Annotated in this window: 16 protein-coding genes; 1 reads left to right on the top strand and 15 read right to left on the bottom strand. The window is 66.7% G+C overall.

Features of this window, described 5'->3' with window-relative positions; genetic code table 11:
* Positions 1–4: 4 nt before the first annotated feature.
* The 12 genes from ACNFCI_RS01550 to ACNFCI_RS01495 are packed head-to-tail and all read right to left on the bottom strand — an operon-like array spanning position 5 to position 10,741.
* Entirely contained in the window at positions 5–2,317 is a 2,313-nt protein-coding gene (locus ACNFCI_RS01550) for an MMPL family transporter (RefSeq protein WP_416767356.1), read from the bottom strand.
* Positions 2,307–2,909 carry an outer membrane lipoprotein carrier protein LolA gene (locus ACNFCI_RS01545; protein WP_416767274.1) on the bottom strand — a complete coding sequence of 201 codons (603 nt, stop codon included), beginning with the start codon at positions 2,907–2,909 and terminating at the stop codon, positions 2,307–2,309. Before ACNFCI_RS01545 ends, ACNFCI_RS01550 begins: the two co-directional genes overlap by 11 nt.
* The gene (locus ACNFCI_RS01540) at positions 2,906–3,331 is read right to left on the bottom strand and encodes an acyl-CoA thioesterase (RefSeq protein ID WP_416767272.1); all 426 of its coding nucleotides are present in this window, start codon (positions 3,329–3,331) and stop codon (positions 2,906–2,908) included. Before ACNFCI_RS01540 ends, ACNFCI_RS01545 begins: the two co-directional genes overlap by 4 nt.
* Entirely contained in the window at positions 3,324–4,868 is a 1,545-nt protein-coding gene (locus ACNFCI_RS01535; RefSeq protein ID WP_416767270.1) for an HAL/PAL/TAL family ammonia-lyase, read from the bottom strand. Before ACNFCI_RS01535 ends, ACNFCI_RS01540 begins: the two co-directional genes overlap by 8 nt.
* Complete coding sequence (locus ACNFCI_RS01530; RefSeq protein ID WP_416767269.1) at positions 4,849–5,787, bottom strand: glycosyl transferase; 939 nt, start codon at positions 5,785–5,787, stop codon at positions 4,849–4,851. The genes ACNFCI_RS01535 and ACNFCI_RS01530 overlap by 20 nt, the downstream gene beginning before the upstream one ends.
* A complete protein-coding gene (locus tag ACNFCI_RS01525) occupies positions 5,784–6,518 on the bottom strand; it encodes a glycosyltransferase family 2 protein (RefSeq protein WP_084853893.1) in 735 nt (244 codons plus the stop codon). Before ACNFCI_RS01525 ends, ACNFCI_RS01530 begins: the two co-directional genes overlap by 4 nt.
* Positions 6,511–8,190 carry an AMP-binding protein gene (locus ACNFCI_RS01520; protein ID WP_416767267.1) on the bottom strand — a complete coding sequence of 560 codons (1,680 nt, stop codon included), beginning with the start codon at positions 8,188–8,190 and terminating at the stop codon, positions 6,511–6,513. The genes ACNFCI_RS01525 and ACNFCI_RS01520 overlap by 8 nt, the downstream gene beginning before the upstream one ends.
* Positions 8,187–8,732, bottom strand: coding sequence for a hypothetical protein (locus tag ACNFCI_RS01515; RefSeq protein WP_084853896.1), 546 nt, complete (start codon positions 8,730–8,732; stop codon positions 8,187–8,189). The genes ACNFCI_RS01520 and ACNFCI_RS01515 overlap by 4 nt, the downstream gene beginning before the upstream one ends.
* On the bottom strand, positions 8,729–8,983 hold the full coding sequence (locus tag ACNFCI_RS01510) for an acyl carrier protein (protein WP_084853898.1): 255 nt from the start codon (positions 8,981–8,983) through the stop codon (positions 8,729–8,731). The genes ACNFCI_RS01515 and ACNFCI_RS01510 overlap by 4 nt, the downstream gene beginning before the upstream one ends.
* Before the next feature lie 9 nt (positions 8,984–8,992).
* The gene (locus tag ACNFCI_RS01505) at positions 8,993–9,262 is read right to left on the bottom strand and encodes a phosphopantetheine-binding protein (protein ID WP_084853900.1); all 270 of its coding nucleotides are present in this window, start codon (positions 9,260–9,262) and stop codon (positions 8,993–8,995) included.
* Positions 9,234–10,049: a lysophospholipid acyltransferase family protein gene (locus tag ACNFCI_RS01500; protein WP_084853901.1), complete on the bottom strand. Its 816-nt coding sequence runs from the start codon at positions 10,047–10,049 to the stop codon at positions 9,234–9,236. Before ACNFCI_RS01500 ends, ACNFCI_RS01505 begins: the two co-directional genes overlap by 29 nt.
* Positions 10,025–10,741 (bottom strand): beta-ketoacyl synthase chain length factor, encoded by a 717-nt coding sequence (locus tag ACNFCI_RS01495; RefSeq protein ID WP_084853903.1) that lies wholly within the window; start codon positions 10,739–10,741, stop codon positions 10,025–10,027. Before ACNFCI_RS01495 ends, ACNFCI_RS01500 begins: the two co-directional genes overlap by 25 nt.
* Before the next feature lie 316 nt (positions 10,742–11,057).
* Here ACNFCI_RS01495 and ACNFCI_RS01490 point away from each other — a divergent pair, with 316 nt between their 5' ends.
* Positions 11,058–11,831 (top strand): ParA family protein, encoded by a 774-nt coding sequence (locus tag ACNFCI_RS01490; RefSeq protein WP_084853905.1) that lies wholly within the window; start codon positions 11,058–11,060, stop codon positions 11,829–11,831.
* Here ACNFCI_RS01490 and trxC read toward each other — a convergent pair.
* From trxC to mscK, 3 genes are all read right to left on the bottom strand, one after another.
* Entirely contained in the window at positions 11,828–12,262 is a 435-nt protein-coding gene (gene trxC, locus ACNFCI_RS01485) for a thioredoxin TrxC (protein ID WP_416767264.1), read from the bottom strand. The genes ACNFCI_RS01490 and trxC overlap by 4 nt on opposite strands.
* A 160-nt stretch (positions 12,263–12,422) precedes the next feature.
* The gene (gene selO / locus ACNFCI_RS01480) at positions 12,423–13,883 is read right to left on the bottom strand and encodes a protein adenylyltransferase SelO (RefSeq protein ID WP_084853907.1); all 1,461 of its coding nucleotides are present in this window, start codon (positions 13,881–13,883) and stop codon (positions 12,423–12,425) included.
* 165 nt (positions 13,884–14,048) lie between these two features.
* Positions 14,049–17,357: a mechanosensitive channel MscK gene (gene mscK / locus ACNFCI_RS01475; RefSeq protein ID WP_324816972.1), complete on the bottom strand. Its 3,309-nt coding sequence runs from the start codon at positions 17,355–17,357 to the stop codon at positions 14,049–14,051.
* Positions 17,358–17,384 lie beyond the last annotated feature (27 nt).

Here is a 17,384-nt window from a genome sequence, read left to right as displayed (position 1 = left end):
GGCGCTATGTCCCTTGCTCACGGCTCGCCGCCCAAGGCGCCAGCAGGAAGCTGAACACCAGCCCCAGGCTTACGGCCAGGCCGAAGTTGCTCACTGCTGGCGTGCTGGACAGCGCCAGCAGGCCGAACGACAACCAAGTGGTGGCCGCCGCCAGCAAGGTGCCCAGCAGACTGACTGCGGTACCGCCGATGCGCTCATGCATCAGGATGGCATAGTCCACGCCGATGGCGGTCACCAGCAGCAGGCCGAACAGGCTGAACAGGGTCAGTGGCTGCCCCAGCCAGCCGAGGCAGGCCAGGCTGCACAGCGCCGCCAGCAGCGGCAGGGCGACGATGCGCAAGGCCGCCCCCAGCCCGAAGGGCAGCACCAGCAGTACCAGGATCAGCCCACAGGACAACAGCTTGAGTTCGGCGGCGCTGACCTGGGTGGCGGCGAACAGCTGGTTGAGTTCGCCCAAGCGGTCGACCAACTGCACGCCCGGCAAATCCTGAGCCTGCAGGCGAAGCAGGGCGACATCGCCCTGGCCTTGCAGGCTGACGACGGCGGCCACGCCATCGTCGGTGCTGCCCAGCCACAGCGGCCGCCAGGCTTCGCCCAGCGGCCCGGCGAGTACCTGGTCGATCGTCAGCAGGGGCAAGGCTTGCAGTTGCTGCAGCTCGCCGCGCAAGGCTGTTTCAGGTACCCCCAGGGCCAGCAGGGGTTGCCAATGGTCGGGCAACTGCACCAAGGCCTGCTGCAACTGCTGTTGCTGCGCCGGGTTGGCCACCCGCTGGCTGAGCGTCATGTAGCCCTTGAGCTTGCCCAGGTCGACCAGTTCATCGAGTTTGCCGGCCAGCGTCTGCAGGCGCTCGAGCAATTGGGTTTCATCGCTGGCGCGCACCAGGTAGAACTGGCTGGTCGGCTGGTAGCCCGTGATCCGCGCCACGGCCTGGGCTTCTTCGAGCAGCTGTGGCGGTGCGCCGACCCACTGGCGGATGTCGTTTCGTGTCTGCAGCTGCCACAAACCTGCAGCGCAGAACGCCAGCAGCAGGGCAAGCAGGACGGCGCTCGGTACCTTGGCCAACACGCGTTCGCGCAGGTCGGTCAGCCTCTGGGCGATACGCAGCGGCAAGCGCGCCGGGCGCAGCTGCGTGCCGCCGAACAAGGCCGGCAGCAGGCACACCGCGCTCAGGTAGGCGCCGACCAGGCCAGCGGCGGAAAACGCCGCGATCTGGGTCAGTGCCGGGAAGGGTGTGAAGGCCAAGGCCAGGTAGCCGATGCAGGTGGTCGCCAGGCTCAGGCTCAGCCCGGGCAAGGTCAGGCGCACGGCTGTCCAGCTGTGCCAGGGGCGCAGGCTCCAGCTCTTGGACAGGTAGTGCAGCGGGTAGTCCACCGCCACGCCGATCAGGCTCGAGCCCAGCACCAGGGTCATGACATGCACGCGGCCGAACAGGGCCGTGCAGATCACCGTGCCGAACAGCATGCCTACCAGCACCGGCACGAAGGCCAACAGCACCCGCCAGCGCCGGAACGCCAGCAGCAACAACAGAAGGATGCCCAGGGTGGCGCCGCCCCCGACCCAGGTGATTTCCCGGCTGGCCTGGCGTTGTCCGCTGGCCGCATGCAGCAGCCCGCTGGCGGCCAGCAGTTGGGCGCCTTGCTGTTCGGCCTGTTGGCGGCCGATGGTGAGCAGGTCGGCGATCTGCAACGGCAGCTGCAGGTCGAAGGCGTCGTCGCGGGTGCTGGCGCGCAGCATCACCCAGTGCCTGCCGCCTGCCTCGGCGACCAGGGCGCCGCTGGCCGTGTCCAGCTCGACATTGGCGGGTTTGGGTTGGCTGGCCTGGACGCGCGCACCCAGGCCCAGCCAGTCGTCCTGGTTGGCCAGCAGGCTGAAGCCTGCGAAAGGGTCGAACAGCGCCTGCACGCGTTGTTCGATGAAGGTGTCGGGCTGTGTCAGCAGCTGTTGGCGGTCGGTGGCGCCGAGCATCGCCAGGCGGCCTTGCAGCACCTGGGCGCGCATGGCCTGCAGGTCGGTCTGCAGGTTCCATTGCACCTGCTCGAACAGGCCGCTGGCCTGCCACTGGCCCGCCAGGCGCTCGGCCAGGTCCAGCGCCTGCTGGCGGTCGGCATGACCGACCAGTACCAGCAGTTGGCGGTTGAGCGGCGCCTGCATGCGCTGCTCGGCGCGCGCGACCAGTTCGTCCTGCGCAGCCCCTGGCACCAGGGTCATCAGGTCAGCGGAAACGGGGGCGCCGCGATGCCATTGCCAACTTGCCAGGGCGAGCACGGCCAGCAACAGGGCCAGGAACAGCCTGGGCAGCAGTCGTTCAGTCGGCAAAGTCACTGCGCTCCGAATCGCTCAAGGCCGTGGCGCCGGTGCTGCCAGGCATACGCAGCACGGTGCTGTCGCCCTGGGTTTCGGCCAGCACGATACGCTCCACGAAACGCCCGCCGGCAATATCGATGTGGGTGAACACCTGCTTGAGCAGCAACGAACGAGGCACCAGGTGCAATTGCCAGTGTTCGGCATTGCCGGTAAGGCTCAGCTCGAAGTCGCGCTGCAGGCCACTGCTGTCGCCTTGCAGCACGGCGAAGAACAGGCGGTTCTGTTGCGCCCCGGCACTCTGGCTGGGTAGCTTCTGCCAACCACTGGCGTCGCGCCGGGCTATGCCGTCGGCGGTGATGCGGTAATCCTGGCGCAGCGGTGTCTGCAGCAGCCAGAGCAGCCCGTGGTCGCGGGCCAGGACGAAGCGGCCCTGGCTCAGCAGTGGTTGGGGCAGGGCGCGCAAGTGCTTCTCCTGGACGAAGGGGCCCTTCACCACTGCCGAAGCACCGAGCTGTTTTTGCAGATCATCCAGGCTGAACGCCATGGCCTGCGGGCCGGCCAGCAGCAAGACGGCCATCAGTAGGTAACCCGCCAGGCGCCTCATGCCAGCACCTTGCCGACGGCGTCGAGCATGGCCTGGGGGGAGACCAGCTGCATTTCGCCGCTGTCGATGTGCACCGCGACCTGCACCGTGCTGGCGCGGGTCATGCGCTCGCCGCTGAGTGCATCGCTGATCAGGTAGTTGATCTTCAGGCGATGCTCCCATTCCACCAGGCTGGCACGTACCTTCAGGCGCTGGCCGAAGGTGGCGCCGCGGATGTAGCGCAGTTGCAGGTCGATCACCGGCCACATGTAGCCGCTGGCCTGCATGCGCGGGTAGTCGTGGCCCAGGCGTTCGAGCAGGGCGCAACGGGCCAGCTCCAGATACTTGACGTAGTGGCCGTGCCAGACGATGTGCATGCTGTCGACATCGAAGAAGGGCACGAGGATCTCCGTGTCCACATGGAATACCCCAGGCTTACGCATGCAGCCTCCAGTGGCGTTCGCCGATACGCGTCAGGCACAGGCGCAGTTCGCGCTCCAGGGCGCGGTCCTCGATGACGGGGGCGAAGTCCTGCAGCAGGGCAGCATGCATGCTTGCCAGTGCCGGCGGCAGCGGGTTGGCACCGGCCGCACGGCCGCGCAGCCACACCCCCTGGTTGGCGGCCAACAGGGTCGCTGCGGCCACCTGTTCGCTCAGCTCCAGCACGCGCAAGGCATCCCGGGCGGCGATGGTGCCCATGCTCACCTTGTCCTGGTTGTGGCACTCGGTGGAGCGCGAGAACACGCTGGCCGGCAGGGTCAGCTTGAGGGCCTCGGCGGTCCAGGCACTGGCACCGATCTGCACGGCCTTGAAGCCATGGTTGAGCATCGCGCGCTCGGGCTCGGCACCGGACAGGTTGCTGGGCAGGCCATGGTTGTAGCGCGCGTCCACCAGCAGCGCCAGCTGGCGGTCGAGCAGGTCGGCGACATTGGCTACCAGGGTCTTGAGGCTGTCCATGGCGAACGCGATATGGCCGCCATAGAAATGCCCGCCATGCAGCACCCGTTCGGCGTCGCCGTCGATGATCGGGTTGTCGTTGGCGCTGTTGAGCTCGGTCTCGATGAAGCTGCGCAACCAGCCCAGGCTGTCGGCCAGCACGCCCAGCACATGGGGCGCGCAACGCAGCGAGTAGCGATCCTGCAAGCGATGCAGGGGCGCCGCCGGGGCCTCGATGGCCAGGTCCTGGCGCAACCAGGCGGCGACCTGGTTCTGGCCGGGGTGTGGCTTGGCGGCGAACAGGCGCTCGTCGAAGTGCTCGGGGTTGCCTTGCAGGGCGATGACGTTCAGCGCCGTGATGCGCGTGGCCAGGTGCAGCAGGTAATCCGCGCGGGCATAGGCCAGGCAGGCCAGGCCGGTCATCACCGCGGTGCCGTTCATCAGCGCCAGGGCTTCCTTGGGGCGTAGCACCAAGGGCTGCCAACCCAGCTCGCGGTGTACATCGGCGCTGTCGCGGCGCTGCCCCTGGTACATCACTTCGCGCTCGCCCGACAGGGCCGCGGCGACATAGGACAGCGGTGTCAGGTCGCCGCTGGCGCCGACCGAGCCTTCCTCGGGAATCAGCGGTAGGATGTCGTGCTCGAGAAATGCCTGCAGGCGCTCCAGCAACGCCACGCGCACCCCCGACATGCCGTGGCTCAGCGAGCGCAGCCGGGCCGCCAGCACCGCCCGTGTGGCTGGCGCGTCAAGCAGCCGGCCAAGGCCGCAGCCGTGGAAGGTGTACAGATGGCGCGGCAAGGCCTCGACATGCTCCAGCGGCACGGCCACCACGCAGGAGTCGCCATAGCCAGTGGTGACGCCGTAGATCACCCCTTCCTTGTCCAGCAGGCTGTCGACGAAACGCGCGCCGCGGGCGATGCGCTCGCGGTACGCGGCGTCTTCCTGCAACAGCGGGCGGGCCTGGCGTTGGCTCAGGGCCAGGATGTCCTCGATGGCGAGCGGGGCCTCGCCAAAGGTCACGGGCTCATGGGGATGCGTCGTCATCGTCGTTCCAGAAAGGGTAGAAGTTGAACCACTGGCCAGGGGCCTGCAGACAATAATGGCCCAGGCGGGCGGCATAGCGCCCGGCCCATTCGGCAATCACCTGCTCGCGCAGGTCGCGGCGCCACTGCAGGCGCTCGGCGAATGGCTCCAGGGTGATCCGGTAGCGGCCCTGGTGCTTGAGGCAGAACAGCAGGTTGACCGGGCAGCCCAGCAGGCCCGCCAGCAGCCAGGGGCCTTGGGGGAAGGGCGCCCGGTGGCCGAGAAAATCCACGGCCACGGTGCGGCTGCCGTGCAAAGGCACGCGGTCGCCGGCGATGGCCAGCCATTCGCCGCGCTCCAGGCGCTCGGACAGTTGCAGCATGATCGCCGGGTCCAGCTCGCTGACCTGGATCAGCCGCAGGTGGCTGGCGCCGGCCTCGCCCAGCAGGCGATTGAAGCGTTCGGCATGGCGGGTGTGCACCAGCACGTTCATGGTCACCCGCTCGCCCAGCTCCGCCAGGGCCCGGCAGACTTCCAGGTTGCCCAGGTGTGCGCCGACCAGCATCTGCCCACGGCTGCCGCGCAATTGCCGGCGCAGCTGGCTGGGGTCGTCGATCTCGATATCTTCAAGGCGCAGGCGGCCGTTCCAGGCGTCCAGCTTGTCCAGCAAGGCGTCGGCGAAGGCCATGAACTGGCCAAACACTCGCCCATGGGTCGGTGCCGGTACCTGGCCGCCGCTCCAGGCGGCCAGCCGTTGCTGGTACTGCCAGGCGCTACGCCGGGCCTTGCGACCGAACAGGAAGAAATACAGCACGATGCCATGGATCAACGGGCTGAGCAGGCGTCGGCCGAGCAGGCGCACCAGCACGGCGGTCAGCTTCATCAGCCAGAAGCTGCCGCGTTCACCCTGTTCGGCCCAGTGCCGGGAAGGGCGGTTCATCGTCGCCACCTGCGCCAGAGGATTCGCGGTGCGCGCAGCAGCATGCCGAAGAACAGCCGGGCGTGCATCCGCGAGATCAGCACGTTGTCGTGCAGCAGGCGAAAATGCGAGACGCCATCGCTCGGGTAATGCACCCGGATCGGCCGCCAGCGCATCGGCTGCCCGCGCCAGGCCAGGCGCACCAGGACCTCCGTGTCGAAATCCATGCGCTGCCCGAGGCGTACCCTGTCCAGCAACGCCAGGGTGGGGGCGAGCGGGTACACGCGAAACCCGCACATCGAGTCCGGGATGGCCAGCGACAAGGTGTTGATCCACACCCAGACGTGGGTCAGGTAGCGCCCATAGAGGCGCCCCTTGGGCACGCTGGCGTCGTACTGTGGATAACCGCACACCAAGGCCTGTGGGCAAGCCCTCGAGTCGGCCAGGAATGCGTGGACATCGGCAAGGTCGTGCTGGCCATCGGCGTCCACCTGCAAGGCATGGGTGAAGCCCAGCCGGGCGGCTTCGCGCAGGCCGGCCATCACCGCGCCGCCCTTGCCCTGGTTGACGGCCAGGCGCACCAGGAACACCTGTTCTTGCCTGGCCAACTGGTCCAGCACCTCGGCGCAAGGCGCGTGGCTGGCATCATCCACCAGCACGCAAGGCAACCCGGTGCCGAGCACCTGGGTGACCACCGCCGGCACGGCGTGTTCATGGTCGTATACCGGGATCACGGCGCAAGGCTTATGCACGGCCGGGCTCCAGGAGAATACGGCCACTGGAGCAGGCCTGGCCGTTGCTGGCGTAGGTGAAGTACAGCTTGCCGCGCTGGGCATCGTAGCGCAGGGTCAGCTCCAGCTCGTCGCCTGGGCGAACCAGTTGCTGGAACTTCAGCACTTCCATGCCGGCGAAGTGCAGCCCTTGCGGCAGCAGGGGCGTGGCCAGGGTCATGGCCCAGTCGACCTGCACCACGCCGGGCAGAATGGGGGTGGTGGGAAAGTGACCGGTGAAGCAGGCCAGGTCCGCCGGTACCGCCAGGCGCAGGCTCAGTTGCTGGTCGTCAGGTGTCGCCTGGAGCACGTCCGGAGCATTGTTGCGTGGGGCCTGCAGCAGTGCTTGGACCTGCGCCTGGGGAAGCTTGCCCTGGCCGTTGAGCGGCAGTTGCCGCAGCAGGCGCCAGCGCCGTGGCAGGGCCAGGCGCTCGCAATGTTGCGCCAGGTGCTGGCGCAGCGTATCGAGCAGGGCACGACGCCCCTGGGTACGCAGCTGATGCAGGCCAGCGGGGCTGGGCACGAGCAAGACGCCGAGGAACGCACGGCCTTGCTGCACAACGCCCAGTCGCGCTTCGCTGACCCATTCATGGGCGCACAGCGCCTGCTCCAGCAGCGGCAGCGAGATGCGCTTTTCTTCAAGCTTGACGATACGGTCCAGGCGCCCAAGCAGGTGGAAGCGGCCATCGTCGGTGAACTGCACGGCATCGGCGGTGTGTTCGACATGGCCTTGCGGCAGGTAGGGCGAGGCGACACACAGGGCGCCGTCCGCCGACTGGCTCAAGGTAATGCCTTCGAACGGACGCCATGGGGCATCGCCCTCGCGCCAGGCGATGCCACCGGTCTCGGAGCTTCCGAGGATTTCCACCGGCCACTGGCCCAGGCGCCGATGCAACTGCTGCGCGGCGTCCTCGGGCAGGGCGCCGCCGGAGGAGAACACCCGGCGCACTTGGCCCAGGGCCGGCCAATCGAGGTTGTCGCCCATGCGCTTGAGCAGTGCCGGGCTCGCCACCCAGGCGAAGCCCGGCTGTTCGCGGCTGGCACGCTGCAGGTCCTCCGGGAAGGGCAGTTGGCGACGCAGGAAGCCGCGCCCGGCGCACAGCGGCCAGAGGACGCGGAACAACAACCCGTAGATGTGTTGGGTGGCGACGCTGCCGATGATCCAGGCATCGCCCAGGTCAGAGCCCCAGAGGCGCTCAAGGGCTTGCACTTCATTGGCCAGCTGGCGCAGTTGCTTGTCGATGCGCTTGGGCTCGCCGCTGGAGCCTGAGGTGCACAGGCTGATCCGGCAGGCGTCCAGGTCCAGGTCGGCAGGTGCCAGCGGTACGCCTGAAAGCGACGCCAGGCTGTGGTCGCCCGGCTGGTCGCTGAGCCACAGATCGACCTGGTCGCTCCAGCGCGCACGGGTCTGTGCCTGCAGGTCGGCGGGCAGTAGTACCTGGGCCCCGGCTCGCCAGGCGCCCAGCAAGGCAATGGCCAGTTCGCCGGCATCCTCCAGATGCACCGCCAGGCGCTGCACGCCACGTTCGCGCAGGCCACCTGCCAGGCACAGGGCGGCCTGGCAGAGGGTGGCGTGGTCCAGCGCAGGCGCGCGGGTAACGACCCGAGGGGCGGCCTGTGGCCGCAGCAAATGCTGGGGTTCGATCCAGTTCATGAGCGTGCTCGCATACGTTGCCTGGCCAGCCATTCCACGGCGAACAGCAGCCCCATGGCCAGATAGGCGATCAGGCCGTTGTAGAGGGTCCACCAGGCCAGCGGCGCCCACAGGGTCAGGCCTGCGGCGATCAGCCCGTTGGCCAGGAAGAACAGGCACCAGACCTGCGTTACCCGGCGTGTGTAGGCAATGGCGGCGGCAGGCAGCTGCGGCTCGCGCAGGCGTGCCAGGCGTTCCACTAACGGTGGCCCGTACCTGAGGCTGGAGGCGAACAGCGCCAGCAGGAACCCATTGACCAGCACCGGGTACCAGCGCAGCAGCTGGCGGCTGTCGGACAATGCCAGCAGCGCGCAGAAGGCCAGGGCGATGGTAGTCATCCACAGGTTGCCGGGCCGGCGCGGCGCGCCCAAGGCGCGGGCCAGCCACAGTGCGGCGAGCACCAGGGCGAACTGCCAGGGGGCGAAACGGGCCAGGCCGTAGTGCACGGCGAAGGGGTAGAGCACCCCGGCCAGCACCAGGCCGAGGCCGACCAGGCGCTTCATGCGGCGGAATTCACCAGGCGGTGCACCGCCTCGACCACATCCTCGACGGTGCGCACGGACTTGAAGTCCTCGGCGGTGATCTTCTTGCCGGTCTGGCGCTTGATATGGTCGATCAAATCGATAGCGTCGATGCTGTCGATTTCCAGGTCCTGGTAGAGGTGGGACTCCGGGCGGATGCTGGCCGGATCGAGTTCGAACAGCTCGACCAGGGCATCGCGCAGGAGGTTGAAGATGGCTTCGCGGTTTTGCATGGTGCGGTCTCAGGCAGCCTGTCGGGCAGTGATGAATGCCGCCAAGGTGGCGACATTGGTGAAATGGGAACGGGTGTCCTTGGCGTCGGCATCGATCTTGATGCCGAAGCGCTTCTGCAGGGCCAGGCCCAGTTCCAGGGCATCCACCGAATCCAGGCCCAGGCCTTCGCCGAACAGCGGCTGCTGGTCATCGATGTCCTGGACGCCGATGTCCTCCAGGCCCAGGGCGTCGATGATCAGTTGCTTGATATCACGGTGCAGGTTGTGTGGATCGCTCATCTTCGGCGAGCTCCTTGAAGAAGTACTGGTGCAGGTAGTCGTTGAGGCGGCGCGAGGCCACCGGTGCCGGGCCCAGCGCGGCGAAGGTGGCCGGGTCGATGTCGGCGCCGACGCGTAGGCGAAAGTGCACGCGGCGGTGCGGGATGCGGTACCAGGGCTCATGCTTGGTCAGTGTGCTGGGGCTGACGCTGATCGTCACCGGTGTGATGATTTTCGCACCGCGCAGGGCGATGGCCGCGGCGCCACGATGAAAGGCCGGGGCCTGGCCGGGCGGGGTACGGGTGCCTTCGGGGAAGATGATCAGCGGCTGGCCCTGGCGCAGGGTCGCGGCGGCGGTTTCCAGCATCTGCAGGCTGCCGTCGTTGCCGATATAGCCCGCTTCACGCACCGGGCCGCGGGTGAACGGGTTGTCGAACAGGCTCTGCTTCACCACGCAGTTGGCGTTGCGCGCCAGGCCGATGAGGAACACCACGTCGATCAGCGAGGGGTGGTTGGCGATGATCAGCTGGCCGGGGCGCCCCAGGCGCTCGGCTCCCTCCACCTCATAGGTCAGCACGCCGGTGACGCGCATGAAGCGGATGAAACGCCAGAACAGCCCGCCGATGGTGCGTCGCGCACGGCGTTGATGACGCGCCACGCCACCGGGCAGACAGGCCAGCAACGGGAATACCAGCACGCGCAGGCACAGGCCGCCGATACCGAAAACGGCGAAGCTCAGCGCGGTCGCCAGCAGGCGCCAGGGGTAGGCGTCCGTTGGCCTGTTCACGCGAGCCGATGCCAGTTCCATGACCGCAGGGCTCCTGGGTGGGTGAGTCGGGTTTGGCCGGCGAGCAGGTTCTTCAGCCAGTTCAGGGCGTGGGGCAGGGCGACGGGTGTGGCGCTGCTGCCGGGGGCCATGTCCAGGCGCCACTGGCTGCCGGGGGTGAGCAACAGGCCGAGGGCATAGCTGAAAGGCACATCCCCGACCCATGGGCTGTAGGCCACGGGCGGCGTCTCCTCGGCCACGATCAGCAGCACTGCCGGTGCACCGTCGTGCAGCAGGCCGGCGGCCTCCAGGAGCCCTTGCTCGAAACCATCGCCTGCGGCGGCCAGGGCGGTCATCTCGCAGGTCTGGCCACGGATGATCGACCACAGCCCGATCACCGCGTTGTGCACCGAGAGGCTGAACTGCGTCGGCGAAAGTGGCTGGCCCTGGGCGAGTTCGCCGAGCATGGAGAAGGTGCGCGGCGTTTCGCCATGGCGCGAGGCATATACCAGCGGCAGCGCGTCGTGGCCCTCGGCCAATGGCCAGCCGACGGCGAACGCCATGCGTGCCAACAGGCCCAGGCGCCTGCGTTGCAGGGCTGGCAGGAACGAAACGTCCGGCGCAGGGCCGTCGCCCTGCGGCAGTGACCTACCCTCGGCCCAGGCACGCCAGTCAGCAGGCGTCTGCAGGCCAGGGGCCCAGGCGCGCCATTGGCTGATGTTGAAAGTGATCACGATGTGTCTGGTTCCCGCCCTGAAAGACTTCCTTTGGCCAAGGAATGCGTCGGAACAATGACCTGACAGGGGTTGGTGCTCGTCGAGTGGCGCGCATTATCCCGGTGCAGGCGATCTGTAGCAAATACCCGTTGGACAATGGCGAACGGGCAAGTCGCCGGCCAGGGATGAAAGGTTCTATCGTTTGCCGGCATTTTCCGATGAACGGTGTAGGCAATATATCGGCCTGCAGGTAGGAAGGTTGAGGCAGGCGGTACTGGTCATTGTCATGCGCGGGCCACATACTCGGGCATTCGTTGATACACGGAGGTCTCCCATGCGGCGCGTGGTATTCAATCAGAAAGGGGGCGTGGGCAAGTCGAGCATTGCCTGCAACCTGGCGGCGGTCAGTGCCAATGAAGGCTACCGGACCTTGCTGGTGGACCTGGATGCCCAGGCCAACTCGACCCAGTACCTCACCGGGCTCACCGGCGAGGATATTCCCATGGGCATCGCCGATTTCTTCAAGCAGACCCTTTCCAGCGGGCCGTTCGCCAAGAAGAACCGGGTGGATATCTACGAAACGCCGTTCGACAACCTGCACGTGATCACCGCCACGCCGGAGCTGGCCGACCTGCAGCCCAAGCTCGAGGCCAAGCACAAGATCAACAAGCTGCGTAAGTTGCTCGACGAGCTCGACGAGGATTACGAGCGGATCTACATCGACACCCCGCCTGCGTTGAACTTCTATGCCGTTTCCGCGCTGATCGCAGCGGATCGCGTACTGATTCCTTTCGATTGCGACAGCTTCTCACGCCAGGCCCTGTATGGGCTGTTGGCGGAGATCGAGGAGCTCAAGGATGACCACAACGAGGAGCTGGTGGTCGAAGGTATCGTCGTCAACCAGTTCCAGTCACGGGCCAGCCTGCCGCAGCAGATGCTCGACGAGCTGCTGGCCGAGGGCCTGCCGGTATTGCCGGTGTACCTGGGCAGTTCGGTGAAGATGCGCGAGTCGCACCACGCCAGCTTGCCGCTGATCCATCTGGAGCCGCGGCACAAGTTGACCCAGCAGTTCGTCGAGCTGCATGCGCTGCTCGAAGAAAACGCCTAGACCCCCTGGCTACGCAACCACTCCAGCAACGACTGGAGGGGAAACGCCCCTGCCTGGCGACCGACTTCGCGGCCGTTCCTGAACAGGATCAGGCTGGGGATCGAGCGGATGCCCAGCTGCGCGGCCAGGTTGCGGTTGGCCTCGCTGTCGAGCTTGGCCAGGCGGCAGCGGCCGGTGAGTTGGCGGGCGGCCTGTTCGAAGACCGGAGCGAAGGATTTGCACGGGCCGCACCAGTCGGCCCAGACATCAAGCAACAGGGGCAGGTCGCCTTTGATCTGGCTGGCGTAGCTGCGCTCGGTAAGGTCGAAGGGCTTACCCAGCAGTACGTCCTGTTTGCAGCGGCCGCATTTGGGGGCATCGCCCAGTCGCTCGGCCGGCAGGCGGTTGAGGCCATTGCAGTGGGGGCATGGGATTAGCATTGGGTCGGACATGGTGTTTCCTCTTCAAGTCTTGCGCGCCCCTTGTAGGAGCGGCCTTGTGCCGCGATGGGGCGCGAAGCGGTCCTGATCCTGATGCACCGCGTTCGCTGGTCCTAGGGCCGCTGCGCGCCCCATCGCGGCACAAGGCCGCTCCTACAGGAGTAGGTGATCTTCAGGATGAGCAACTGATTTCCAGATGCTTGCCCCACTCCGGCGGCCGCTCGGCATAGGCTTGCATCCCCGGTTGCTCCTCGAATGGTTTGCACAGCACCTGGTGCAAGCGCCGCACTTCGCCGTAGTCCCCGGCTTCGGCCGCTTCGATGGCCTTTTGCGCCAGGTAGTTGCGCAGGATGTACAGCGGGTTGACCGCATGCATGCGCGCGCGCCGGCCTTCGGCATTGGTGGGTTCGCGTTCACAGCGGGCCAGGTAGTCCTGGCTCCACGCATCGAAACCGGCCAGGTCGATGAAGTCGTCGCGTACCACCTTCAGGGCATCGGCCACCGGTCGGTCGCCCAGCTTGCGGAAGAACAGGTTGTAGTCCACACCGCCGCTTTGCATGCGTTGCAGCAGGCGCTCGACCAGTGCCATATCGTCGTCCTCGGCGGTGGTCAGGCCCAGGCGCCGGCGCATGAGGTCCAGGTAGTGGGCCTGGTACAGCGGCAGGAACAGCCCCAGGGCCTCCTTGAGCGGCTCCACTTCGATCACGGTGGTCAGGGCCTGGGCCAGGGCGCTCAGGTTCCAGTGGGCGATGGGCACCTGGTTGGAATAGCTGTAGCGGCCGCGGTCATCGGAGTGGTTGCAGATGAAGTTGGCGTCGAAATCGTCGAGGAAGGCGTATGGGCCGAAGTCGAAGGTGATGCCCAGGATCGACATGTTGTCGGTGTTCATCACCCCGTGGCAGAAACCGTAGGCCTGCCAGTAGGCGATCAGCTCGGCGTTGCGCTCGACGATGGTGCGGAACATCGCCAGGTACGGCTGCTCTGCGTCCTGGCACTCGGGGTAGTGGTGTTCCAGCACATGGTCGATGAGCACCTTCTGCTGCTCGGGCTGGCGGGTGTAGTAGAAGTACTCGAAATGGCCGAAGCGGATGTGGCTCTGGGCCAGGCGTAGGAGCATGGCAGCGCTTTCACGGGTTTCGCGCCAGACTGTGGTGCTCGAGCCGATCACGCACAAGGCGCGGCTGCTGGGAATGCCCAGGGCGTGCAAGGCCTCGGAGGCGAGGAATTCACGGATCGAGGAACGCAGCACGGCGCGGCCGTCGCCCATGCGCGAATAGGGCGTCTGGCCGGCGCCCTTGAGGTGCAGGTCCCAGTGCTCGCCGGCGTCGTTGAGGACTTCGCCCAGCAGCAGGCCACGGCCATCGCCCAGGCGCGGGTTGTAGGAGCCGAACTGGTGGCCGGAATAGACCATGGCACGCGGGTCGGCCTCTTCCCACAGCTTGTGGCCGCTGAACAGCTCGGCAAACACCGGCAGTTCGGCCTGGGCCGGGTCCAGGTCGAGCAGGGCCATGGCCGCCTCGCTGGCCACCACCAGGCGTGGCTCGGCGATGGGGTCGGGCAGCACCTCGGTGGAGAAGGCGTCGCCCAGGCGGGCGAAGCGGTTGTCGAAGGTCAGTTGGTCGAGGGCTTTCACGGGGCCTGCTCCTGGGCTTTGGGGCTGAGGGGCCGCGTTGCGGCCCGTCGCGGGGCAAGCCCGCTCCTACAAGGGACGCGCGGAACCTGTAGGAGCGGGCTTGCCCCGCGAACGAGGGCGCAGCCCTCGCAAGGATTCTGCACAGAATAAAGTATTCGAGTGTACTCAGGCCGATGCAGTGCCATCCGGTTTCAGGTTTTCCGCCGGCACCAGCTGTTGCTTGCCACCTTTGGTGTCGATCAGGAACACCTCCACCTGGCGCACCGAGATCTTGATGCCATGGGCCTTGAATTCGCGGCTGATGTAGCGGTTGAGCTCATCGAGCGTCGGGTTGCGGTCGCCCAGGTCGCGCACGTGCATGCGCAGTTCATGGTCCAGCGAGCTCTCGCCGAAGTTGAGGAAGTACACGATCGGCTCCGGGTCCTTGAGCACCCGGGGGTTTTCATGGGCGCCCTTGAGCAGCAGGTCGCGCACCAGGTCCAGGTCCGAGCCGTAGTCGATGCCAAGCTTCAGGGTGACCCGGGTGACCGTGTCGGTCAGCGACCAGTTGATCAGCTGGCCGGTGATGAAGGTCTTGTTGGGGACGATGATGTCCTTGCGATCGAAGTCGGTGATGGTGGTCGCCCGGATGCGGATCTTGCTCACCGTGCCCGACAGGTTGCCGATGGTGATGGTATCGCCGATGCGCACCGGGCGCTCGAAGAGAATCATGATGCCGGAGATGAAGTTGGCGAAGATCTCCTGCATGCCGAAGCCAAGCCCCAGGGACAGGGCTGCCACCAGCCATTGCAGCTTGTCCCAGCTCACTCCGAGCGTGGCCAGGGTGCTGACGATGCCGACCCCGGCGATCACATAGGAGAGCAGCGTGGTGATGGCGTAGGCGCTGCCCTGGGCAAGGTTCAGGCGCGACAGCACCAGCACTTCGAGCAGGCCGGGCAGGTTGCTGGCCAGGGCCACGGTGATGCCGGCGATCACCAGGGCGCCGAGCAGGTCGCCGAGGCTGATCGGCACCATGCTCGCCGCCGCGCCGGTGCCGCTGCTGTATTCGTACAGGGTCACGTTGTTGAGGTAGGAGAACACGGTGATCAGGTCCGACCAGACCCAGTACAGGCCACCGATGAAGCCACCCAGCAGGGCCAGACGGATCAGGCGCAGGGACTGCTGGTTGACCTGTTCGATGTCCAGGGTCGGCTCTTCGGTGATCACTTCGCCGTCGAGCCCTTCCTTGACGGCCTGGCGCTTGCTCAGCGCGCGCTGGTAGGCCAGGCGCCGCGCGGCCACCGACAGGCCGCGCACGAACGCCGCCTCGATCACCAGCCAGAACAGCAGCAGGTACAAGGTGTAGATCAGCCGGTCGGTGAGCTTCAGGGCGGTGTAGTAGTAGCCGAAGCACACCGCCACGAACAGGGCGATGGGCAGCGCGGTGAAGGCCACCCCGACTGCCTTGCGGAACAGCGAGGTGTCGCGGTGCGCCGGGCTGCTGAGCAGCAGGCGGCTGAGCAGCCAGGCCATCAGGGCATAGCAGGTCAGGACCACCCCGATGCCCAGCACGTCGTCGGCCAGGGCCGAAGGCTGGTGCTCGGCCACCGCTACCACGCCGACCAGGGCCAGCACCACGGTACCCAGGCGGCGTACCCAGCCGCGCAGGAATTCGACCTGAGGCTTGTACCAGCGGAAGTGGATCTCGGCCACACCGCCTGGGGCGAGGATACGGTAGGCGGTGTAGAACACCAGCCAGGCCTGGGCGATCTGCCACAGGGCGGCGCCCAGGTTGGCGTTCTGCCCCCGGGCGTCGATCTGCAGGGCGTAGCCGGCCAGGGCCAGGCCGAGGGCGACCGGCAGGGCCAGGAGAATGTTGATCAAGATCGCCTGGGGCGTGTGCCACTGGCTGTCGCGGCGGAAATGGCCGATGTCCTGGTGTACCTTGCCCAGGCGCTGGTACAGGTACTTGCGCCGCCACAGCAGCGCGCCGATCACCAGCAACAACGGCAGGAACAGCAGCGGCCGCTGGACCAGGCCATCGGCCAGCTCCTTGATGCCCGAACCCCACGGCAGGTTGGCCACCTGGTCAGCGAGACGCTGCGGTACATAGCTCAGCCATTCCCAGTCCAGGGGCTTGTTGCTGGGGATCCAGAACATCTGCTCTTCCAGGGTGGTGCGCAGGTTCTGGGCGGTACCGAGCAACTGCTTCTGGTTCAGCTGCAGGGTGATGGACTCGTTGAGCAAGGCCGACAGTTCACGGTTCAGGCGCTCGAGCAGGTCGCTGCGGGTGATCACCACTTCGAGCAAGGCCTTGCGCAGCTGGGGCGTGGCGTCTTCACCGGGCTGGTTGGCCAGCAGCTTGTCGACATAGGTGGACGGGCTGCTGATCTGCTCGCGCTGCTGGTTGACCTCGAACTGGTACAGGCGGATGTCGGCGATCTGGTCGGCCAGGTCGCGGTCGACCTTCAGGTGCGGCAGGGATTGCTTCTGCTTGTACAGGATCTTCGACAGCAACAGGCTGCCCTTGAGCACGTCGATCTGCTCGTCCAGGGCTTGGTCGGCCTGGGTCAGGCTGTCGAGCTGCTGCTTGGTGCGCAGGTTCTGCTGGGTGACCTCGTTGAGGCGGTCGGTGCTTCTGAGCAGGTAGTCGGAGAGCTTGAGGTTGGCCGTGCTTTCGTTGGCCAGCAAGGTGCTGCCGCCAGCCTTCTGCGCCTCGATCGACTGCTGGGTGACGGTCTGCTGGGACTGGGCCAGGCGCTTGTCGTTGATCAGCGTCTGCAGGTCCTGGATCTCCTGCTCCAGGCGCGTGGCGCGTTCGATCAAAAGGTCGTGACGGGCGTTGCCCAGGTCCTGCAGCAGGCTGTTGCTGGCCATCTCCTGGCGGCGCAGCAGGATCCGGCTGTCGAGGGCGGCAAGCTCGGCGGTGAGCTGGTTGCGCAGGTCGGCGGTCAGCGGCTTGCCGTTGTCCTTGCCGCTCTTGAGGCTGTTGTTGATCTGCTGGATGCGCGTCTGGCTGCTGCTGATCTCGGCCTGGGCCCGCTCCGGGCGGGTCTGGGAATTGATGATCAGGCTGTTGGCCTCCGACAGCGCCTTTTGCAGGTCGCCCTGCTGGGCACTGCGCTCGCCGAGCATCTGCTCGAGTTGGGGCACGGCCAGGCTTGCATAACGCTGGGCCACCGGCACGGTCTTGCTGTCCTTGAGCTTGGCAAGCTCGCGCTGGCTTTCGCGGATTTCGTTGGGCGCGCCGGCGATCTGCTGCTTGAGGTCGGCCAGCTTGCGTGTGTTGTCCTCTTGGCTTGCGAGCAGGCTCAGGGTCTGTTCGAGCACCTGCTGCAGGGCCTTCTGCTCGGCCTCGGGCAGTTTGCGGTCGGCGATCTTGTCCAGGCTGCCCTGGATGCCGGCGGCGGTGGGCGCCTCAGCCGCAGAGGCCAGGAACGAAAGTGACAGGCACAGCCCGAGCAGGGCTGCGCTGAGTGTTGAACGCAGGGACATAGGCAGAATTCTTGTGGAACGAGGCAA

It is taken from the genome of Pseudomonas sp. NY15356 (genome assembly GCF_048068175.1).
Taxonomy (GTDB): domain Bacteria; phylum Pseudomonadota; class Gammaproteobacteria; order Pseudomonadales; family Pseudomonadaceae; genus Aquipseudomonas; species Aquipseudomonas putida_K.
This window is presented reverse-complemented; position numbering and strand designations above follow the sequence as displayed.